The organism is Flavobacterium enshiense (assembly GCF_040750275.1).
In the GTDB taxonomy this organism is placed as follows: domain Bacteria; phylum Bacteroidota; class Bacteroidia; order Flavobacteriales; family Flavobacteriaceae; genus Flavobacterium; species Flavobacterium enshiense_B.
Genome location: NZ_JBDOCV010000001.1, coordinates 153,029 through 174,666, shown reverse-complemented (window position 1 = coordinate 174,666; position 21,638 = coordinate 153,029). Strand labels below are relative to the sequence as shown.

Annotated in this window: 23 protein-coding genes; 8 read left to right on the top strand and 15 right to left on the bottom strand. The window is 38.6% G+C overall.

Going from position 1 to position 21,638, the window contains the following annotated elements; translation table 11 throughout:
• Window positions 1-8: 8 nt before the first annotated feature.
• The 3 genes from ABGT15_RS00845 to murI all read left to right on the top strand — a co-directional run bounded on the left by ABGT15_RS00845 (window position 9) and on the right by murI (window position 2,457).
• The gene (locus ABGT15_RS00845; protein WP_367229525.1) at window positions 9-1,076 is read left to right on the top strand and encodes an OmpH family outer membrane protein; all 1,068 of its coding nucleotides are present in this window, start codon (window positions 9-11) and stop codon (window positions 1,074-1,076) included.
• A gap of 23 nt (window positions 1,077-1,099) precedes the next feature.
• The gene (locus ABGT15_RS00840) at window positions 1,100-1,609 is read left to right on the top strand and encodes an OmpH family outer membrane protein (protein ID WP_367229524.1); all 510 of its coding nucleotides are present in this window, start codon (window positions 1,100-1,102) and stop codon (window positions 1,607-1,609) included.
• A gap of 68 nt (window positions 1,610-1,677) precedes the next feature.
• Window positions 1,678-2,457: a glutamate racemase gene (murI, locus tag ABGT15_RS00835; RefSeq protein ID WP_367229523.1), complete on the top strand. Its 780-nt coding sequence runs from the start codon at window positions 1,678-1,680 to the stop codon at window positions 2,455-2,457.
• 1 nt (window position 2,458) lies between these two features.
• Here the strand turns inward: murI and ABGT15_RS00830 are convergent, their stop codons facing one another.
• Together ABGT15_RS00830 and ABGT15_RS00825 are read right to left on the bottom strand one after the other, a co-directional pair.
• Window positions 2,459-2,977 (bottom strand): gamma carbonic anhydrase family protein, encoded by a 519-nt coding sequence (locus ABGT15_RS00830; RefSeq protein WP_367229522.1) that lies wholly within the window; start codon window positions 2,975-2,977, stop codon window positions 2,459-2,461.
• A gap of 52 nt (window positions 2,978-3,029) precedes the next feature.
• The gene (locus ABGT15_RS00825; RefSeq protein WP_367229521.1) at window positions 3,030-4,031 is read right to left on the bottom strand and encodes a PorP/SprF family type IX secretion system membrane protein; all 1,002 of its coding nucleotides are present in this window, start codon (window positions 4,029-4,031) and stop codon (window positions 3,030-3,032) included.
• A gap of 221 nt (window positions 4,032-4,252) precedes the next feature.
• Between ABGT15_RS00825 and ABGT15_RS00820 the strand changes: the two genes are divergently transcribed.
• The 4 genes from ABGT15_RS00820 (at window position 4,253) to ABGT15_RS00805 (ending at window position 8,303) form a co-directional block, all read left to right on the top strand.
• Window positions 4,253-5,152, top strand: a complete 900-nt coding sequence (locus tag ABGT15_RS00820) for a NifU family protein (protein ID WP_367229520.1) — start codon at window positions 4,253-4,255, stop codon at window positions 5,150-5,152.
• Window positions 5,153-5,243: 91 nt separating this feature from the next.
• Window positions 5,244-5,447 carry a dodecin family protein gene (locus ABGT15_RS00815; protein WP_367229519.1) on the top strand — a complete coding sequence of 68 codons (204 nt, stop codon included), beginning with the start codon at window positions 5,244-5,246 and terminating at the stop codon, window positions 5,445-5,447.
• 58 nt (window positions 5,448-5,505) lie between these two features.
• On the top strand, window positions 5,506-7,542 hold the full coding sequence (locus ABGT15_RS00810) for a thioredoxin domain-containing protein (RefSeq protein ID WP_367229518.1): 2,037 nt from the start codon (window positions 5,506-5,508) through the stop codon (window positions 7,540-7,542).
• Window positions 7,533-8,303, top strand: a complete 771-nt coding sequence (locus ABGT15_RS00805; RefSeq protein WP_367229517.1) for a mechanosensitive ion channel family protein — start codon at window positions 7,533-7,535, stop codon at window positions 8,301-8,303. Before ABGT15_RS00810 ends, ABGT15_RS00805 begins: the two co-directional genes overlap by 10 nt.
• Here ABGT15_RS00805 and tsaB read toward each other — a convergent pair.
• From tsaB to ABGT15_RS00790, 3 genes are all read right to left on the bottom strand, one after another.
• On the bottom strand, window positions 8,293-8,964 hold the full coding sequence (tsaB, locus tag ABGT15_RS00800) for a tRNA (adenosine(37)-N6)-threonylcarbamoyltransferase complex dimerization subunit type 1 TsaB (protein WP_367229516.1): 672 nt from the start codon (window positions 8,962-8,964) through the stop codon (window positions 8,293-8,295). The two genes, ABGT15_RS00805 and tsaB, sit on opposite strands and share 11 nt — an antisense overlap.
• A 188-nt stretch (window positions 8,965-9,152) precedes the next feature.
• A complete protein-coding gene (locus ABGT15_RS00795; protein WP_367229515.1) occupies window positions 9,153-10,472 on the bottom strand; it encodes an efflux RND transporter periplasmic adaptor subunit in 1,320 nt (439 codons plus the stop codon).
• A gap of 2 nt (window positions 10,473-10,474) precedes the next feature.
• The gene (locus ABGT15_RS00790) at window positions 10,475-11,920 is read right to left on the bottom strand and encodes a TolC family protein (protein WP_367229514.1); all 1,446 of its coding nucleotides are present in this window, start codon (window positions 11,918-11,920) and stop codon (window positions 10,475-10,477) included.
• A gap of 158 nt (window positions 11,921-12,078) precedes the next feature.
• Between ABGT15_RS00790 and ABGT15_RS00785 the strand changes: the two genes are divergently transcribed.
• Entirely contained in the window at window positions 12,079-13,470 is a 1,392-nt protein-coding gene (locus ABGT15_RS00785) for a DUF4403 family protein (protein WP_367229513.1), read from the top strand.
• Window positions 13,471-13,525: 55 nt separating this feature from the next.
• Here the strand turns inward: ABGT15_RS00785 and ABGT15_RS00780 are convergent, their stop codons facing one another.
• From ABGT15_RS00780 to deoC, 10 genes are all read right to left on the bottom strand, one after another.
• Window positions 13,526-13,765 carry a hypothetical protein gene (locus ABGT15_RS00780; RefSeq protein WP_437125346.1) on the bottom strand — a complete coding sequence of 80 codons (240 nt, stop codon included), beginning with the start codon at window positions 13,763-13,765 and terminating at the stop codon, window positions 13,526-13,528.
• Between the two features lie 19 nt (window positions 13,766-13,784).
• Window positions 13,785-14,324, bottom strand: a complete 540-nt coding sequence (locus ABGT15_RS00775) for a DUF420 domain-containing protein (protein WP_367229512.1) — start codon at window positions 14,322-14,324, stop codon at window positions 13,785-13,787.
• The gene (locus ABGT15_RS00770) at window positions 14,324-14,950 is read right to left on the bottom strand and encodes an SCO family protein (protein WP_367229511.1); all 627 of its coding nucleotides are present in this window, start codon (window positions 14,948-14,950) and stop codon (window positions 14,324-14,326) included. The genes ABGT15_RS00775 and ABGT15_RS00770 overlap by 1 nt, the downstream gene beginning before the upstream one ends.
• Before the next feature lie 4 nt (window positions 14,951-14,954).
• Window positions 14,955-15,602, bottom strand: a complete 648-nt coding sequence (locus ABGT15_RS00765; protein ID WP_367229510.1) for a hypothetical protein — start codon at window positions 15,600-15,602, stop codon at window positions 14,955-14,957.
• Window positions 15,603-15,674: 72 nt separating this feature from the next.
• A complete protein-coding gene (locus ABGT15_RS00760; protein WP_367229509.1) occupies window positions 15,675-16,025 on the bottom strand; it encodes a cytochrome C oxidase subunit IV family protein in 351 nt (116 codons plus the stop codon).
• Between the two features lie 22 nt (window positions 16,026-16,047).
• Window positions 16,048-17,022 (bottom strand): cytochrome c oxidase subunit 3, encoded by a 975-nt coding sequence (locus ABGT15_RS00755; protein WP_367229508.1) that lies wholly within the window; start codon window positions 17,020-17,022, stop codon window positions 16,048-16,050.
• 44 nt (window positions 17,023-17,066) lie between these two features.
• Complete coding sequence (locus ABGT15_RS00750) at window positions 17,067-17,648, bottom strand: cytochrome c oxidase subunit 3 (protein WP_367229507.1); 582 nt, start codon at window positions 17,646-17,648, stop codon at window positions 17,067-17,069.
• Between the two features lie 2 nt (window positions 17,649-17,650).
• Window positions 17,651-18,565, bottom strand: coding sequence for a heme o synthase (cyoE, locus tag ABGT15_RS00745; protein WP_437125345.1), 915 nt, complete (start codon window positions 18,563-18,565; stop codon window positions 17,651-17,653).
• Window positions 18,566-18,718: 153 nt separating this feature from the next.
• Window positions 18,719-20,872 (bottom strand): gliding motility protein RemB, encoded by a 2,154-nt coding sequence (locus ABGT15_RS00740; protein WP_367229506.1) that lies wholly within the window; start codon window positions 20,870-20,872, stop codon window positions 18,719-18,721.
• A gap of 15 nt (window positions 20,873-20,887) precedes the next feature.
• On the bottom strand, window positions 20,888-21,631 hold the full coding sequence (deoC, locus tag ABGT15_RS00735) for a deoxyribose-phosphate aldolase (RefSeq protein WP_367229505.1): 744 nt from the start codon (window positions 21,629-21,631) through the stop codon (window positions 20,888-20,890).
• Window positions 21,632-21,638: the final 7 nt, after the last annotated feature.

The following is a 21,638-nucleotide window of genomic DNA, read 5'->3' as shown; positions in this document are numbered from 1 at the left end:
TTTCAGTTATGAGAAAACATTTTTTGATTGCACTTGTAACTCTTACCGCAACATTGGTAAATGCTCAGGGTAAAGGAGTAAAAGTAGGTTATATTGACATGGGCTATATTCTGGAGAAAGCACCGGATTATGCCGAAGCAAAAAACCAACTGGAGCAGAAAGCACAAACCTGGAAACAGGAAATTGAAGTTAAGAAAACTGAAATTGCGAAGTTGCGCGAGAATTTAAATACTGAAAAAGTTCTTTTAACCAAAGAACTGATTTCAGAAAGAGAAGAAGAAATTGCGTTCCTTGAAAAAGAAATGCTGGACTACCAGCAAAAAAGATTTGGTCCAAACGGTGATTTGATGATTCAAAAAGCCACATTGGTAAAACCAATTCAGGACCAAGTATTTAATGCCGTTCAAGACATTGCCGAATCAGGAAAATATGATTTTATATTCGACAAGTCGTCAGACATGAGCATGGTCTTTGCCGCACAACGTTTTGACATCAGCGATCGTGTCTTGCGTACCCTCTCAAGAGCACAGAAGAAAGAACAGATGTCCAAAAAACAGCTGAAAGAACAGGAAAAACAGGATGCTCTGGAAGACATGGCTGCTGAAAATCCTACTCAGAACGAACGTCAGAAAAAATTAGACGAGAAAAAAGCAGCTCGTGAAAAATTGCTGGAAGACCGCAAACTGGCAGCAGAAGAAAAGAAAAAAGCTTTTGCTGAAAAACGTCAGAAACTGTTAGACGAAAAAGCCGCTAAACGAAATGAGGCTAAAAACCCTAATAAAACTGAAGAAGGGTCAGGAAAAGAAGCTAAGGATTTATCCCCGAACTCAAAAGAAAATGAGCTAAAAACTGCTGTAGAAAGCACCAAAGACAGCACTGTAATTTCCGAAGCCGAGAAGAAAAGATTAGCAGCGGAAGAAAAGAAAAAACAGGCAGCTGAAGAGCGCAAAAAACAAATTGACGAGCGTAAAAAAGCCTTAGAAGAAAAAAGAAAGAAAATAATCGAAGATAGAGAAAAGGCTAAAAAAGCCAAAGAAGAAGAACAACAAAAGAAAACAGAAGAAAACAAGAATTAAAATTAATTAACTCGTATTAGAAAATGAAACAATTGAAAACTTTACTTATCGCTGCTGCACTATTTCTAGGTGCTAATCAAACTGTTTCCGCACAAGCAAAAGTAGCTCATATTGACGTACAGGAATTGATGACCACTATGCCTGAAATGAAAACAGCACAAGCTCAGGTGAAAAAAATCGGTGAAACTTACGAAAAAGAATACCAGACTTTGGTTACCGAATACCAAAACAAAATGAAAAAATACGAGTCTGAAGCAACTACAGTAGGTGAAGCAGTAAACGAAACCCGAGCAAAAGAAATGCAGGATATGGGACAACGTATTCAACAATTCAGAGAAACAGCTCAAAAAGAAGTACAACAAAAAGAAATGGATTTGGTAAAACCTATCATGGACAAAGCTAAAAATGCTATCCAAAAAGTTGCTAAAGCAAAGGGTTACCAATATGTATTAGATTCTACAACCGGAAGTGGTGTAATTTTAGCAGACGGACCAAACTTATTGGTTGATGTTAAAAAAGAACTTGGTTTCTAATATTATAATTTTTTCATAAAATAAAAAACTGCTCTTTTATTGGGGCAGTTTTTTTTTACATTTGTTTTATGAGTAGTACTAAACCTATAGGCATATTCGATTCAGGCATTGGCGGAACTTCTATCTGGAAAGAAATCCACACGCTTCTTCCCAACGAAAACACCATATATCTTGCCGACAGTAAAAACGCACCTTACGGACAGAGAACCAAAGAGGAAATTATTGCTCTAAGCAAAAAAAACACAGAAGAACTAATCCGACAAGGCTGCAAAATGGTAGTAGTTGCCTGCAATACTGCCACAACAAATGCGATCAAAGAACTACGTTCCAACTACGACATCCCCTTTATTGGAATAGAACCAGCCATAAAACCGGCAGCCAACTTAAGCGAGACAGAAACCATAGGCATCTTAGCCACAAAAGGCACCATTAACAGCGAATTATTCAATCGTGCGGTGGAGTCCTTCTCCAATGTGAAAATTATTGAACAAATCGGCTTTGGTTTGGTCCAATTAATTGAAGAAGGCAAAATGGAATCTCAAGAGATGACTACCTTGCTTGAAGAATATCTAAAACCAATGGTAGAAGCCAATATGGATTATCTGGTATTGGGCTGTACTCATTACCCTTATCTGATTCCGCAGATAAAAAAAATAATTCCGGACCATATCAAAATTATCGATTCGGGAAAAGCCGTAGCGAAACAAACCAAAAGTATATTACAAAAAAATAACCTGCTTAACCTTTCCGAAGAAAAAAGCAGGCAATTTTTCTACACCAACAGCGACAGCACCGTTCTGAAAAACATACTGGGCTTTACGGAAAATGTCGCCTATAAAGATTTTTAACCTACTCTTCCTTAAACCAGGAAGAATACATTACATAGTTATTTGATATACGCTCAATTTCCCCAGCAAAATCGGAGGCGTTGATATCTTTTACCTTTTTAGCAGGAATCCCCGCGTAAATCGTCCCGGATTCCACCACAGTGTTTTGCGTTACCACAGAACCGGCCGCTACAATGGAATTGCTTTCAATTACACAATTATCCATAACGATAGACCCCATTCCTATCAACACATTATCCTGTACGGTACAGCCGTGTACAATAGCATTGTGCCCAATAGAAACGTTATTTCCTATAACCGTCGGATGTTTTTGATAGGTACAGTGAATTATCGCACCATCCTGTATATTCACTTTATCGCCAATGGTTATAGCATGCACATCACCACGCACCACAGCATTAAACCAAACGCTGCAGAATTTCCCGAAAGTTACTTGTCCGACTACCGTGGCGTTTTCTGCCAGATAACAATCTTCGGGTATTTGAGGCAAAAACCCTCTTACTTCTTTTATCAATGCCATAGTATGAAAAAAAAGTCCCGATAAATCGGGACAAATTAATAATTCTTTATAATTAGTTAACTGCTGGACAGTTACAGTGGTAACGCTCTCTTTTACAATTGAAGTTAATCCCCAGCGTAATTTGATGGAAGCCACTGTTATCAAACTTAACATCTCCTGTCAAATACGAATACGTATAGGCGAACATCAGATTTTTATAATTTATCCCTAAGATTGGGGTGATGTATTGCAATTTCTGTTCTTGTACAGAACCACCTTGCAGGTATTGTGTTCCTTCAAAACTTCTTCTGTATGACAAACCTCCCCAGATTTTACCAAAATCTTCCATGGTTTTATATACCTTAACATTGGCGTCAATAGCTTTCTCCTTAGTTTCAGAAACCATTTGAAACATAGCAGATGGCTCAATTTGGATTCCATCCTCATTACCAAAAGTATAACCGGCTGACCAAATAAATTTTCTCAGGTTATCACTTTCCACATCAGAATAAATCTGACGCTTGTTTGCAATAGCATTCTTAACGGTAATATGTGTATAAAAATCACTCAAATGATACGACATTCCTAAATCCACATTGAAATAAGTATACTTATCACGAACAATTCCCTGAACAGTCGGATCCGGATATTCCAAAACATTAAAACGGGTTTCGTCAAGCACACTCTGAATAGCACCAACATTCACACCAAAAGAAAGCAAATTCAAATCACCTCCAAAATTAATATGGTGCGCGTAAGTAACTTTTGCACCAACTTGTGAATGGTAACCATTTTTATCATTAAAAGCGATAGCTCCAAATCCCGATTTACCTTCCTCACCTAAAGACGTATTGAAACTTAACGTTTGCAATTTAGGCGCATCATCCTGACCAAACCACTGCTGACGTGCCGTCAAACGTACTTTAGCACAATTTGCCGCACCGGCCATCGAAGGGTGAATCAAGTAATAGTTATCGGAAAGATAATCAGAATAGACCGCAACACCCTCTTGTGAGAAGGAAAACTGCGACACAATTAAAGCTAATACCAATAATGGCTTTTTTAATATTTTCATAACGTATGCTGGTTGAAACAATGTTTGTTTTTGAAAAATTATGATTTTTTTGAAACCCCTCAAATATATAAATTTTTCAATAAGTAACACAATTGCAAGTAAATAATGTCTAAATAAATTTTAAAAAATTCTTACCGATGTGTTAATTTTTTCTTTAAAAGGCCAAATATACTTATTCAAAGAATATAACTTCATTAAATTTGCAAAAAATCACAAAAACCATGTTAAAAGTAACAATAAAAGAGACTCAAAATCCGACGATTATGAAATTTGAATTCCCGGAATTCATCACTAAAAGTCAGAACTTTGAATTTAAAAATATAGACGAAACCGCCCAATCCCCTTTGGCTAAAAAACTATTCTTTTTACCGTTTGTCAAAACGGTTTATATTTCCGGAAATTTCATTGCCATTGAGAAGTTCTCAATTGTGGAATGGAGCGAAGTAAAAGAAATAGTAGCCGAAGAAATCGAAACCTTCATCGACAAAGGCGGAAAAATTCTTAATATCGATGAATCGACAACCAAAAAAATCCCGGTAACCGTTTACAGCGAAACCACTCCCAATCCGGCCGTCATGAAATTCGTTGCCAGTAAAATGCTAACCAAAACCATGGTGGAATGCAAAAACATCGATCAAACAGCGGCATCACCACTTGCCAAAGAATTATTTAAATTTCCATTTGTTAAGGAAGTTTTCATCGATGAAAATTACGTTTCCATCTCCAAATACGATATTGCCGAATGGATGGAAATTACGCAGGAAATCCGTTCGTTCATCAAAACCTATATCGAGGAAGGCAAAACCGTAATCGACGAATCCCAAATTGTCAAAACAACCCAACACGAAAAACAACAGGAAGAATACTTCGACAAACTGGATGCCACATCACAACAAATCATCAATATTTTAGAAGAATATGTAAAACCGGCAGTACAATCTGATGGTGGAAACATAGCCTTCCAGTCCTACGATGAAAAAGAAAAACGTGTAAAAGTGATCCTTCAGGGTGCCTGCAGCGGGTGTCCGTCATCAACTTTTACCCTAAAAAGCGGTATCGAGAACATGCTAAAAGAAATGCTACACGATCCGGAAATCAAAGTGGAGGCAGTAAACGGATAATTTTGCAGTTGCTCTAAAAATCCTACAAAGAATTGTTTTTAAGGAATTTACGCTCTAAATTTATTAGCTTAATCATAAAAGCAACTATAGTATGGGAGTAATGAAAGTCATAGAAATTCTTTCCAGTTCCGATGTAAGCTGGGAAGAAGCCACCCGCAAAGGTGTGGCAGAAGCCGCTAAAACCTTAAAACACATTCGCTCTGCCTATGTTCAGGAGCAAAGTGCCGTAGTGAATGAAGAAGGAAAAGTTACCGAATACAGAGTCAACCTGAAATTGACTTTCGAAATCAAATAATTTTAGGAAATCACCGTATCTTTAAGCGTTCTAATTGGGACGCTTTTTTATTTAGATCATGAACGAATTACAACACGAAACCAGCCCTTACCTGCTTCAGCACGCCAACAACCCTATTCATTGGAAAGCCTGGAATGCTCCTACCTTGGAAACTGCCAAAACCGAAAACAAACTGATTATAGTTAGCATTGGGTATTCGGCCTGTCACTGGTGCCACGTAATGGAACACGAAAGTTTTGAAAGTGATGAAGTGGCTCACGTGATGAATTCCGATTTCATTTCCATCAAAGTCGACCGTGAAGAACGTCCGGATGTGGATGCCATTTACATGAAAGCCGTTCAGCTGATGACCAAACAGGGCGGTTGGCCTTTAAATGTGGTTTGCTTACCCGATGGCCGTCCGGTTTGGGGCGGAACCTATTTCAAAAAAGACAATTGGATGGATATTCTTCAGCAGTTGCAAAATCTTTACCGCGACAATCCGGAAAAAATGATTGAATATGCTAAAAAACTGCATCAAGGCATTGAAGTATTGGCTGTTGTAGACAAAAACCAATCCGAAGAAATAGCGCATCCCGACAACCTTAAACCACTGGTGGAAAAATGGTCTAAAAGCTTCGACTGGGAGTTTGGCGGTTATGCCCGTGCTCCGAAATTTATGATGCCGAACAACTATCTTTTTTTACAGCGCTACGGCTATCAGACCCAATCGAAAGATTTACTCGATTTTACAGACCTCACCCTTACCCGAATGGCCTATGGCGGTTTGTTTGACACAATTGACGGTGGTTTTGCCCGCTATTCCGTGGACATACGTTGGCATGTTCCGCATTTCGAGAAGATGTTGTACGACAATGGTCAATTGATTTCTTTATATTCAGAAGCTTATAAAAGAACCCAAAATCCGCTTTACAAAGAAGTAATCGAAAAAACACTAGCCTTTACAGAACGGGAACTTTTTAATGCTGACGCTGCTTTTTATTCTGCTTTGGACGCCGACAGCATAAATAAAATCGGCACACTGGAAGAAGGTGCTTTTTATGTCTGGGAAAAAGAAGAACTGCAACAGGTACTGAAAGCAGATTATGACATTTTTGCCGAACTCTTCAACATCAACGATTTCGGGTATTGGGAACACGACAATTACGTTTTGATTCAAAGTCAGACGCCATTAAACATCGCTTCGCAATTCGGCATGACCGAAACAGAACTGCTTCAAAAAAAGAAAAACTGGGAGCAATTGCTTTTCCACGAAAGGGAAAAACGCCCAAAACCAAGACTGGACGACAAATCCCTGACTTCTTGGAACGCCATTATGTTAAAAGGATATGTGGATGCCTACAAAGCTTTAGAAAAAGAACAGTATTTGGCTGTAGCCGAAAAAAACGCGGAATTTCTGATTCAAAAGCAATGGTCGGAAGAAGGCTTTTTGTGGCATTCCTATAAAAACGGAAAAAGTACCATTCCCGGATTTTTAGAAGACTACGCTTTTGTGATTGATGCATTTATCGCTTTGTACCAAGCCACCTTGAATGAAAAACACCTGCTTCAAGCGAAACAGCTAACCGATTATTGTCTGGAGCATTTTTACGACGAAGCCAAACAATTTTTCGCTTTCAACGCTAAAGACAACCAACAGCTCATTGCCGAACATTTCGAAACAGAAGACAACGTGATTCCGGCCTCGAATTCGGTAATGGCAAATAATTTATACACTTTGAGCATACTGTTCCACAACAGTTATTATGAAAAAATCGCTTTACAGATGTTACACCACATGATTCCCTACATTGATTATGCTTCGGCATATTCCAACTGGCTGAACCTTTGGCTAAACCTCTCCGAAGCCAATAAAGAACTGGCCATTTCGGGAAAAGACGCGCTTCAAAACATCCGAAAATTTAATGCACAATACCTACCGAATGTCATTATGGCCGGAAGTACCGAACCTAGTCAATTGCCATTTCTTCAAAACCGATTTGACGAAAATAAGGAGTTGTTTTATATTTGCCGTAACAAAAGCTGCCTGCTGCCCAATTCATCACCAGAGCAGACTTTATCCGAACTCAAAATCCAACAAAAGTCATGGAAGTAGCTAAAATAAGCAACATTTTCAACCATTATTTCAACTTCTTACTTGATTATTCGCCTCGAGTGGTTTCGGCACTTCTCATTCTGTTATTTGGTATTTGGGGAATAAAAATCCTGCGCAAAGTAGTTGAGCGCATTATGATCAAAAGAGAATTGGAACCAACACTGATTCAGTTTACTCTTGATATCCTGATTTGGGGGGTTCGCATTTTACTTTTTGTTACTGTAATTTCACGTCTGGGTATTGAAACCTCTTCCTTTGTGGCAATTTTGGGAGCCATTGGGTTGGCCGTGGGTATGTCACTGCAGGGTTCCCTTTCCAATTTTGCAGGCGGAATGCTGATCATCATGTTCAAGCCTTTCAAAGTTGGGGATAACATTGAAGCACAAGGAGAAACAGGAAAAGTATTGGAAATTCACATTTTCACCACAAAAATCTTAACAGCACAAAATCAGATTATCTATATACCGAACGGCGTTTTATCCAACGGAAAGATTAAAAACTTCTCACAGAAAACCATGCGCCGAAGCGATTTAATTGTACGCACGAATTACGATTCCGATATCAAAGTGGTAAAATCACAATTGGAAGAAATTGTAAAAAACCATCCAAAAGTCCTGAAATCACCCTCCCCGGAAGTAAGTGTACACGAACTGACCGACAGCACGGTGAATTTTGCCGTAAAAATCTGGGTTAAAAACACCGATTTTGCCAGAACCAGCTCCGATATTTTACAGGAAAGTAAAGGTGTAGTTAAGCTTTAGGCTTAGTGGTCATGACAAAATCTTTCAGATAGAAAGGTTCGAAATAGGCAACATCGACAAACTCATTTTTCAGATATTTTTCAAAAGACATGGCACTCATTTCCTTGGAAGAAGGATAAACCACTTCGTCATGATACACATACACATCCGAATTTAGTAGTGTTTTGCATTTTGAAGCACCATCCCCTATTAAATGAATAACCGTATTCAGATCCGAATAGGTATTCTCATCAATTATCTCAGCCTGCGTTTCGCGGATTCTGTTATGGTTGGCATCAAAAAGTGCCGTAAAAGCTTCCATGCGACGCGCATCAATCATGGGAACAATGATTCCATTTTCGATCTGAATTTTTCTGGACAGGGCTTCTAAAGTATCGGTAGCAATCAATGGAATACTTAAAGCATAACTCAATCCTTTGGCCGCTGAAACCCCAATGCGCAAACCGGTATAAGAGCCCGGCCCCTGACTTACCGCAACCGCTTTTAAATCCTGAAAAGTGATGCCGGCTTTTTGCAAGGCCTCTTCAAAAAAAACATGAAGTTTTTCCGCATGGGAATACCCCTCTTCGGCCACTTCAATGCAAATCACGGTTTTTCCTTCGTTTGCAATACTTACCGAACAGTTTTTGGTTGCCGTTTCAATATTTAAAATATAAGCCATCAGGTTTGCGAATTATGGACAAAGATACGGGTTTGAAATTCCAAATTCCAAAAAACTAAATTCGAAACGGTATTTTCTATGCTCTAAATTCTGATTTCAATTTCGCGATACACCAACTTCAGAAAATAAAAAATCCAAACTGCCCTTAATGAGCGGTTTGGATTTTAAACATATAACTAACCTCTTGATTATGCTTTTTTCTCTTTATCCACCTCCTTGTTTTCGGAGTCTTTTTTCTTAATGGCTACTTTATCGCCCGGATTCAGTTCTTTGGTTACTGTAGTATAAGGCCCTACAATTACCACATCGCCTTTTTTCAAGCCGCTTACCACCTCAATATTGGTATCATCTTGAATACCGGTTTTGATAACTCGTATTTGAGCTTTATCCCCTACCTTCACAAAAACACATTCGAATTTCTTATCAGTAGATCCTTTAATTTTTTCTTCCTGCTCTTTTTCTAATTCTTCCACTATGTCTTTTTTAGCAGAAGTGGTATCCGTTTTCATTACTACCGCACTGATCGGAACCGCCAATACATTCTCTTTTCTGGTTGTGATGATATCTACGGTTGCGGTCATACCCGGACGGAACGGCGAAAAATTAGCCGGCTTTCCTTCCATCAAATCCTGGTATGATTCTTTTAGAATGCGTACTTTCACTTTAAAATTAGTCACCTGATCCGCTGTTGTAGTGGCAGTAGATGAATTCGAAATACTGGTTACTACACCTTTGAACTCCTTCTTCAGATAGGCATCCACTTCGATTTTAGCTTCATCACCAATGCTGATTTTTACGATATCATTTTCGTTCACATCAACTTCCACTTCCATGTTGTTCAGATTGGCTACGCGAAGTAATTCTGTACCGGCCATCTGCTGGGTTCCTAAAACGCGTTCCCCCAATTCTACATCTAATTTGGAAATGGTTCCGTCTGCCGGAGCATAAATGGTGGTTCTCCCTAAATTGTCTTTCGCTTCCGTAACAGTTGCCGAAGCACTTTGCACATTATAATACGCCGATTGTTTACCAGCCTGCGCCACTTCATATGCCGAAACTGCTTTATCCCACTCCGCTTTCGAAATCACGCCTTTATCAAACAATCTTTTGTTACGGTCGTAATTCGCTTTAGCTTCTTTTAATTGTGCATCTGCCTGATTTAATCCTGCTTTGGTAGTGGATAAGGAAGCTACGGTTCTGTTTACCCCCGACACATAAATATCCGGGTTGATCTTCACCAGCAAATCGCCTTTTTTAACATTCTGCCCTTCTTTAATTGGCAAATCGATTATCTCTCCTGATACTTCCGATGAAATTTTAACTTCTACTTCCGGTTGTATTTTTCCGGTAGCGGATACGGTTTCCACAATAGTAATAGCGTCGGTTTTGGCAACTTCCACTTCTTTTCCTTCGTCTTTTTTTCCTAAAACACCTGCTTTACTAAGTACTAACAGCAAAATAATTAATCCAACGGCGCCTACTACTAAATATTTAGTTCTTTTTGTCATGGTTATTGTTTTTTATACAAGGGAATTCCGAAATAGAATTCTAAAATTTTGGTTCTGAAAATATAGTCATATTTGGTACGCAATACCTCAGATTGGGCATTTACATAAAGGGTTTGGGCCTGATTAAAATCAAAAACATTCATCAAACCTACTTCGTACCGTTCTTTTGCATAATTAAAGGCTAATGCTCTGGATTCTAAAGTAGATGCAGCCGCTTCGTAGGACTTCAAAGCTCCTTTGGTATCGGTATAAGCAGTATAAACTGTTCTTTCCAAATCCAGCTCACTTTGCTCCAAGGTAATTTTCGAACGCTCTAAGGCAACTTTTGATCGGGCTACATTGTTTCTTGCTGCAAACCCATTTAAAATTGGCACATTTAAAGATAATCCGAAGTTTTGACCTTTGTTCTCACTGAATTGATCAGAAACAGATTTCGGTTTTCCTAAAATTGGTGTGTAATTAGGCTGCATCACCAATTGATTTGTTCCGTCAACAAAACCGATCACGGAATTCGGATTATTAGCATCCTGCTCAAAACCTACTACACGATCGGCATAGGCAGCACGAGTACTAAAACTGTAAAAACCTTGTAAAGTCGGTTGATAAGCACCTCTTGCAATTTTCAAATCGCTTTCGGCTATACTTACATTATTGGCCGCCAATTTAATTTCGGTACGGCTTTCTTTAGCTTTTTCAACTATTTTTTTAGGATCTTCTAACAACACAGAACTGTCCTGAACCGGTACAGCAGTATCGGCTATATCAAAATCCTGAAAATTTTCCAATTGTAGCAACTGTGCCAAACTCAACTTTGAAATCAACAAAGCGTTTTCCGCAGCAATCAAACGTTGATTGTCTGTTGCAACTGTAGCCTTTACATCCAGCAAATCGCCTTTTGGCACGACGCCGGCATCTACCAATTCCTGTGTTCGTTGCTGTTGTTTGGTGTCATAGGCCAATTGTTCCTGCTGTACTTTTAAATTTTCTTTATTGAAAATAATCTGCAAATAGGCATTCACCACATTCAGGGAAATATCTTCCTGCATTTTGGTTAGCTGATATTGCGACGAAATAATGCTCAAATTGGCTTTTCGCAACTGATTCTGATTTTGCAGTCCTTTGTAAATATCAATTCCCACATTAACTCCGGCTGAAGTAAACTGAGTTGTTTGGTTTTCGAGTAATCCTGTAGTAATGTTCTGGTTCAAACCAACATTCCAGGAATGAGAAGCCTGCCCATTTACCGACGGAAGAAAATTCCCATAGGCATCTTTCTTGGAAATGGCCGACAATTGCTGATCCAACTCCGTATTTTTTATGGATATGTTTTTTTGAAGTGCGTAATCGACACACTCCTCTAAGGTCCATTTTTTGGATTGGGCATTGGCTTGGGAAACAACGAACAGCAAACCTGTTAGTAACCATTTTGCTGTGAATAAACTTTTCATAGGCTTTAAATTGAAAAGAACATTATAAAGAAAATATTTTGAGAGTAATCTCTTATTCTTAAAAACCAATAAGACGCAATTCTTCACAAAAAGTTACAGCATCCAATGAATAAAAATTTTACATTTACATCAATTTTTTTACAGAATAGACAATTCCCATGAAAACTACTTTTTCTTTTACGATATTTTTTATCCTTGCCGGTTTTTTTTTCAGCTGCTCCTCCACAAAGAAGATCGAAGCACTTAAACCACTACCCAGTGACAATACGCCAACGGTATATAAAACCACCACTTCCTACATCAACATGCCTCTTGAGGTGCCGTTAAAAGAAATTGAAACTCAATTAAACAAAACGCTGACCGGATTGATATACAACGACAGTATTATCACTGATGACGATACTGAAATGAAAATCTGGAAACAGGCTCCAATCAAACTCACGGAGAAAGACGGAAAAATCCATTCGGAATTACCCATGAAAATCTGGATTCGGGTAAAATATGGCACAGAATATTTAGGTCTGAACGACATGAAGGACATTACCCTGAACGGTACTATAAAACTAAAGAGTGATGCCAAACTGTCCAATTGGAAACTAACCACCACTTCCGTGATTGAAGATTTTCAGTGGAGTGAAAGCCCTTCAATTGAAGTAAAAGGCAGACATATCCCGATTACGTATCTGGTAAACCCCACCCTTCGTGCTTTCAAATCGAAAATTGCAAAAAAAATTGATGATGCCATTAACAAATCAACGGATTTCAAACCTCAGGTTTTATCGGTTCTGGAAAAACTGAGCACACCGTTCCTGACCAGCGAACAATACGAAACCTGGTTCAAGCTTATTCCGAATGAATTGTATGTTACCGATGCCGTATTGTCCAAAAGCAAAATTACCATGGACATGGGACTGAAATGCAGCATGCAAACCATAGTGGGGCAACAACCTTTAAACACATTCAAAAAGGAGAACATTACCTTGAAAGCTGTCTCCAAAATGCCCAATAAAATTGAAGCAACTGTAGCTGCGGTTTCCTCATACGAAAGCGCTTCCCGTATTTTGACCAAAAATTTCCAAGGCCAGACATTTGCTTCAGGCAGCCGAAAAATAACCGTTCAGAAAGTGGATTTATGGCACAAAGACGGTAAAATGATTATAGCATTAGACATGATTGGCAGTGTAAACGGCACCATTTACCTTTCAGGTTTCCCGAATTACAATACCGTAACCAAAGAAATTTACTTTGACCAAATGGATTATGTCCTAAACACCAAAGGAGCTTTAACCAAAACGGCAAACTGGTTGTTGAGCGGTATGATTCTAAGAAAAATTCAGGAAAGCTGTCGTTACTCGATTAAAGGAAATTTGGAAGACGGCAAGAAAAACATGCAACCTTATTTAAGCAATTATTCTCCGATGAAGGGCGTTTTTGTAAACGGTTCATTGAACGACTTTGAATTTGACAAAGTGGAATTAACCGACAAAGCCATCATCGCTTTTATCAAAACTTCCGGACAAATGAGCATTCGAATTGACGGTATGGATTAATTTCATGCGGTAAAACAAAAAAGCAGTTTCTTTCGAAACTGCTTTTTTGTTATTTCTATACTTTTTTCTTTCCGTATTTCAAACGGTAAACGGCATAACCGATACCCGCCACTAAAATATAGGGGATTGCCATCAGATAGACGATTCCATCATTTACGGCTTCGGCTTGCACACCGGATTCTTCACTTTCTAAGGCAGCACGACACATAGCACATTGTGCAGTAGCATCATTCACTGTAAAAAAAGAAAGAACAGTCAAAAAGAAAACGATTTTCCGCATTTGGATCCTTTTCATATCATTTCGATTTTTATCATTAGTGAGCATAATACGGCGAAATCATTAAATACACAATTACTCCTGTAACGGCCACGTACAACCACAAAGGAAAGGTGATCTTCGCAATCTTTTTATGACGTTCAAAACTTTTGGAAATCGCTCTAACGTAGGTGACCAATACAAAAGGAATGATCACTATAGACAACAGAATATGGGTGATCAGAATGAAATAGTAGAGGTATTTAACCAATCCTTCTCCTCCGAATTTTGTAGAGTCTGAAGTCATATGATAAGCCACATACATTCCCAAAAAGGCAACCGAGCAAGCAATCGCTAATTTAATTAATCGCTCATGAAGCGCTCTTTTTCCGTTTTTAATCGCCAGGACTGCTACTACCAAAAGAATTGCTGTAATCCCATTAATCGTAGCATAAATCGGCGGCAAAAAGGACAACGGCTCAACATCATACCCCAACTTTCTAAGATTAACACCAAACAGCAACGCCACCACCAAAGGAATGGCAACCGATAGTACAACAATCCACTTATTATATTTTTTCTCTACTGATTGTTCCATTATTCTTCCAATAATTTTTTAATATCTTCTTTCAACATATCAATTCCCGCTTGCTCCAACCCATCGTAATATAAAATAGGATTCTCAAATTCATCGCGACGGCAACGGATATTCCCTTCTTTATCTACCAAGGCAAACATGCCCGAATGTTCAAAGCCACCTGCAACATTCTTATTCTGTCCGGCATATAAATTGAAACCCGTTTGTGCCAACTTAAAAATATAGTCTTTGTCACCGGTAAGGAAATGCCAGTTATAATGCTTAACGCCTAAATGATCGGCGTGCTTTTTCAGGTTTTCAGAAGTATCCGTTGCAGGATCGATGGTAATCGAAGCGATTCCGAAATCAGGCTTCCCATAAAATTCCTTTTGCAACTGAAGCATGTTCTGATTCATGCGCGGACAAATAGTCGGGCAGGTAGAAAAGAAAAACTCCACCACGTAAACCTTACCTAAATAGTCCTTGTCGGATATTTTCTTGTTATTCTGATCTGTCAGTTCAAATTTCGGAACCGACCCTACCGTATGCAAATCCGTTTTTTGAAATTTTTCTACAATCTTAGGAACTGCCCATATGCCGAAAAGCAAAACAATAAAGGAAATTCCGATATAGGAGGTATTTTTCATGACATTAAATTTTTCTTTTGTTCTTTTTCAAGGCCAAACGGTATTCCGCCAGAATGATTTTCACATCATCCGCCATTTCGTTATGCAGATCGGCTGCTGATATGGTATTATACCCCTCCTTATACTCTACTTCACCTTTTTTATTTTTACCTTTCCTTCCTCTCAGGTTACGATCTTTGTCGATAATAAACACATTGGAAGTAGCCAAATTAGCATTCAATTGCCCCACAAGGTTTAACTTAACATAAAATTCAGAAATGGCTTGCGGCTCTGCAAAAACAAAATGCCAACGGGACATATCGGAAAGCGGATTAAGTTCTTCCAATACTTCTTTCGCATCTGCTTCCAATCCTTTCGGAAGTATCATCACGACTTGAAAATCTTCAAATCCCCGATTTTTATTGTAAATTTTTTGCTGAAGATTGAACAGATTCCCTTTTTCTTTTTTCAATTCTTTTCCCGGAAACCCAAGAATGGTAATCTTTTCCCCAAGCAACACTTTTTCTCCACTTAACGATGTAACCTGAGGCAGTTCTGGAACATTTTGCGTAACTGTTGGAAGTTTGGCAAAGTTATTTACTCCTGACGCAAAAAAAAGATACGCACAAATCGGCAGCGCAAAGAGAATCGTTAGAACAATATATTTTTTCATTGCAGTTTTTTTTCCGGTACAAAAATAAAAAAAGGTACGCAAAGCGTACCTTTTTTATTCGTTAATATCGACTTAAAATATCCATTTGTAGAAAGATGTATTGAAAACCTCATATACATAATCAGCTTCTACCAACAATATGAATACTAAATAAAGAATCAAAAATACCAACGGCCCTACAATAGACCATCTTAAATTGCTTTTCTCACCTTCTAAGTGCATGAAAGCCCACATAATATAGTATGCTTTTACTATCGTAAGGATGATGAAAATCCAGTTTAACAAACTCATTGACAAAAGATTTGTCATGTATAGAGAATGAGGTTTTTCAATACCTAACCATACCTCTACAATTGTAACCAAGGATAAGAAAGCAAATACGCCCCAAATTCTCTTTGTATTAGATTCGTGTGAATGTCCCATGATAAAAAATCTTTTGTGTAAATTATACTAAATAGAAGAAGGTAAATACGAACACCCATACTAAATCTACGAAGTGCCAGTACAATCCAACTTTTTCAACCATTTCATAACTTCTTCTCTTTTCGTAAGTACCAACAATTACATTAAGGAAAATTATGATATTGATGATAACTCCGGAGAATACGTGGAAACCGTGGAAACCAGTAATAAAGAAGAAGAAATTTGCAAACAATTTGTGCCCGTACTCATTACGGTACATATTAGCACCTTCCACAACCAATTTCGCATCTTTCAAACGATCTAAAGATTGTTCTCTGGAAAGAACCGTTTTCTTTTTATCTTTTGTAATGAACTCAGTTCTTACCAAGATATCCGGATTAGCTTTAAAACCTTCCACAACCTCTTCTACAGAATACGTAGAAACGGTTGGCTCGCTCATATACCAAACTCCGTCTTTTCTGTCCAATTGTTCTCTGTCTTTAGGCAGATGCTTTGCAAAATCAGCAATAGCAACTCTTTCCCCTTGCCTGTTTACAAACTGAAGCATAGAACCACCTTTAGTTTCAATAGCCCCGTGGGATCCTTGGATGAAGTTTTTCCATTCCCAAGCCTGAGAACCTACGAAAATTAAACCACCCAAAATAGTCAATGCCATATAGACCGCAACTTTCTGCTTTTGCAATTTATGCCCTGCATCAACAGCCAAAACCATTGTTACAGAAGAGAAGATTAATATAAACGTCATTAAGGCCACATAATACATCGGCGCATCTACCCCGTGTAAGAATGGAAAGTGTGTAAACACTTCGTCGGCAATTGGCCAAGTTTCAATAAATTTAAATCTTGAAAAACCATAAGCCGCAATAAAACCAGAGAATGTTAAAGCATCTGACACGATGAAAAACCACATCATCATTTTGCCGTAACTTGCTCCCATCGGCTCATTACCGCCGTCCCAAGTTTTTCCGTTAGTAGCTGTAGTAACTGTCGCTCCCATTGTAAAGTTATTTGTTAAAAAGTTCCCAAATTTACATTTTTTTTCTATTTGTAGAAACAGAAAAATAAAAACAAGTACAACCAAAGAAAATCAAGAAAGTGCCAAAACATCGCACCAAGCTCAATACCAAGGGTTTGAGCCGAATTGTACTTTTGTTTAAAATGATTATAAATTATCACCAAAAGGGAGATTAAACCCCCAAAAAGGTGCGCTAAATGCACCATCACCACCACATACAAAAATGAAGTCGTAATAGTGCTCTCACTTCCGGTAAAAAAATAGCCGGCCTCAATCACCTGTCCAAATCCTTTGAACTGAAAGAAGACAAAAGCCAAACCTAACAACAATGTTGTTCCTAAAAAAAGTGATGTCCCTTGTCGATTATCCTTTTGAATTGCTTTTTTTGCCAAATGAAACGTAACACTACTTAAAACCATAAGCACCGTACTGATTGCAAAAGCACTTGGCAAAGTAAAGTCGCTCAACCAGTCCGGTCTTGACTTACTGATTACATACGCACTTGTTAATCCGGCAAAGACCATTACAATACTGATCATGGCAAACCACAACAGCATTTTATACGACCTTGCTCTTCTTTCTTTTTCTTCCTGAATTGACATTTCCATAATTACTGTAAAAATTTATCAACAACATAAACCACCTGAAGCAGTGAAATATAAGACACACTCACCAGCATGAGTTTTTTTGCTGCTTTTTCATCCATTTCCTTATAAAGCTTCACAGCAAAATATAACATCCACAAACCTAATAGCAATACAACTCCGGCAGCAATATAACTCAGTTTCAAAGCTCCGGTAAAACCAAGCACCGGAATCAACGAGGCAATGATCAACCACACAGTATACAAAATGGTTTGCAGCGCCGTTTTCTTATCTTGTTTTCCTGTCGGCAACATAAAAAACCCGGCCTTTTCATAATCTTTATACAAAAACCATCCGATGGCCCAAAAATGTGGAAATTGCCAGAAAAACTGAATCAAAAACAACGTTCCCGCTTCTATTCCAAAAGTATTAGTAGCAGCCACCCATCCTAACATAAAAGGGATTGCGCCCGGAAAAGCCCCAACAAACACCGAAAGCGGCGTGATGGTCTTCAAAGGCGTGTAAACACTAGTATAAAGAAAGATGGAAATTGCCCCAAACATGGCTGTTTTCGGATTGATAGTGTACAAAATCGCTAACCCTACCACTGTTAAAACAACCCCTAAAATAAAGGCATTTTGTTTCGAAATACGACCAGAAGGAAGTGGTCGGTTTTTAGTCCGGTCCATTAAGGCATCCAGATCTTTTTCAATAATCTGATTGAACACATTGGAAGCCCCAACCATACAGTATCCTCCAACTCCTAACAAAATAAATGTTCCCCAATGAAACGGGTGCTCATCGGAAAAACCCAAAAGATACCCGACTATCGACGAAAAAACCACACTAATTGCCAATCCCGCCTTAGTGATTTCCTTAAAATCAACAAGAAGATTGGTAATTGCAAAAGGTTTCTCGGAAGTATTCAAAGTGGTTTTCATTTAATTGCTTCAATCGCCGGCAAATATACTTCAAAAAACAGATTATATCAAAAGCCGGCACCTAAAATAAAGACTCAAATGAAGTTTTAACAAAAAAGGCAAACTTTACGCCTGCCTTTTGTTTTTATAACCTCTGAATTATAGTAGAAATCATTAAAAATCGTAATACCAGTTAAACAAATCGGAACGTAATCCGATGGAAAACCAAAGCGTACTCGATTTTGCAATATTGTAGTCGTTTATAACCACCTCTTTAGTCGGATCAAAATTTCTGTAGATCAGGTTTCCGAAAAGCTTTAGGTTCATCGTTGGATTCACGGTATAACCTGCCTGCAAATCGGCTATCAAAATATTGGTTTTGTTACCTTGCCCAACTTTCACCCCAGTATCTGCATAACGTTCACCAGGCACATCATACTCCCGATAAATATCACCTCCGTAGTTGGAATTAAGAATTGGGTTATTAACCGGATCAGCCGATTTCTCAAAATCGAATCCTTTAACACCATAAACCAGTTTTGCTTCCGCAAACCATCTGTTTTTATAATAGCGCCCAATAGCTACCATTTCTCGGAAATTCGCACCCCATAAATGCCCCATACTCTGATTGTTATGTGCATAATTCGTAATCGCCCTACTGTGCGAGTACACATAAGGACGAACATGGTTATACTCCATTTGCAGCATCAGGTTTTTCACATTAAAAGCATCGTAATATTTTGCTCCTAACTGATAGGCCAATTTATTCTTCCAACTTCCGTCGCCGCCTTTCATATCGCCCAACGAAAACTCATCTATCAACAACTGTCCGAATACGTTCACTTTACTGTTCCACTTGTACTTTGTAGTCATACCTAAAGCTGCATTTCCACTTCGGGAAGAAGAAGCAAATTCTACGGTTCTGTAAAAAATAATCGGATTAACAAAATTCAAATCGAAACCACGATCGTTCGTATTGGTCCAGATTACCGATTCAAAAAAACCAATATTCCAACGTTTTCCAGCGTTCCAGCTCAAATAATGATTGGCCATGTATTTCGTAGCATAGGTACCATCAACAGTTACTTCCGGACGCACATCCTTCAGCCACATATAGGTATTGGTGTATTTTATCTTCCAGAACGTCGTATTGATTTTAAAATACGGATATGGACTTGCCGCATCTCCGGTTAACAAAGAACGATACCCATCTCCCAAAAAGTTTCGGCCATACCCTAAATTAAGATTAATCATTGCGTTCGGCACATAGGAAATATTTGCATCGGCTGAAGGAAAATCGTAACCATCCGTTTTAAAATCTTTAGCAATTCCGATACCTGGAACAATCGCAGGATTTCCACCCGATGGTTTAATTGACCCAGCGTAATTGGTATAATAATCCGCGAAACGACCTTGGCTTTCATAAATAGCAGTGGTAAAAAACAATTCTTTCCCCAAAGCGCCCTGAATCTGCAATCCTCTTGTATTCACAAAAGTACTGCTAACTTTTTTACTCTCGAAGTCTTTCCCCATACGGAAATCGAAAATCGGGTTCATGGTAAACCAGTACTGCTCCCCCTGAATGGCAACCGTGTTTTCATTCCAGATTTTTCGTCCGAACCAGGAAGTTACTTTTCTTTGTTTCTTCTCATAATCTGCTTTCAAATCGTAATACTTAGCCACTTCCGCATAAGAATAGGGTTTGGAAACCGTGTGATTGTTGGCTCCCACTATGTTCATCGCCGCGTCAAATTGACCGTAATTGTTATGCGAAAAAGGAATATTCAGCGCACTTTTAAACTGCGGGTTGTCAAATTTCTTATAGACGATTTTATCATACTCGTTGATTTCCGCATCGGGATTGATGGTACCTTTTTTAGTTACAAGCATTGGCTTATTTTGCGCTTCTTCCTGCGATTGAAAAGGTGCCGGCTGTACCAACGGAATGGCAATTTTAACGGAATACTTCGCATAAGTTGCCTTACCTGCATAGTTAGCAGGCGTTACTTTAGGCAACTGCGTAAAAACTCTTTTCGTTTCTTCTACCAATTCCGGATAAGCGGCATCGGTGTATAAAACTTTAAATGTCCCTAAAGTATCAACCTCAAAAAGCGCAATAACCGTTCCTTTGTAATTTTTCTCCGAAACAACTTGCGGCACTTTGTAATTGGTATAAATAAATTGCTGCAATGTGTTGTAAAAACAGGCCTCCTGCTGCAATCCAACGGATTGACATTCCGGAAATACCGGTAATTGTTCTTTATTGGTTTGTGCGTTTACGCTCTGAAAAAAAAGAACCGCAACAATTATTTTAAAAAAAATATTCATCAAATTAAATACTGATTAATAGTCATTCTTAGCTGCTTCTCCGCTAACTATCGCTTTTGCGGAAGATGTCCCTATACGCTTTACTCCCAAAGTTATCATTTTTAATGCCTCCTCATACGTTCTGACACCTCCTGCCGCTTTGACCGATAACGGACACGAATTCTCCAGCATAAGCATAACAGACGCAACTGTAGCACCGTTCGGCTTTCCTTCTTCAGTAGGATAAAATCCTGTGGACGATTTCACAAAAACACTACTATATTGGTCTTCCTTAAAATTAGACACAACGACATTTTTTATCAAAGCGGAAAGCTGTACAATCTGATGATCGTTTAAAGCGGCCACCTCGACAATCCATTTTACAATTTTATGATGAGATAATCCTAATTTGGTTGCTTCCAAAACCTGTTTTTTTACCAAATCGGTTTCCCCACGCTGGAAAGCTTCGTAATCGATAACGAAATCCAAATCGTCTGCCCCATCCGCTATTGCTTTTTCAGCCTCCTTAAGTTTGGCTTCCAATGTTCCGTTTCCCTTCGGAAAATCGATTACTGTCCCAATCGTGACTTTTGAACGTTGCGCAGTTATCATCTCTTTCGCCATTTTAACCATATCGGGCCGAATCATGATTAACTTGAATGCTTCATCAATAGCTTCCTGAACAAAACCCTGTACAACAGTTGCATTTTCAGCCTTTGTTAATCCAGCCTGCGCAGGAGTCTTCAAATAGGTAGAGTCTAAAAATTGTCTGATATCCATATGATAA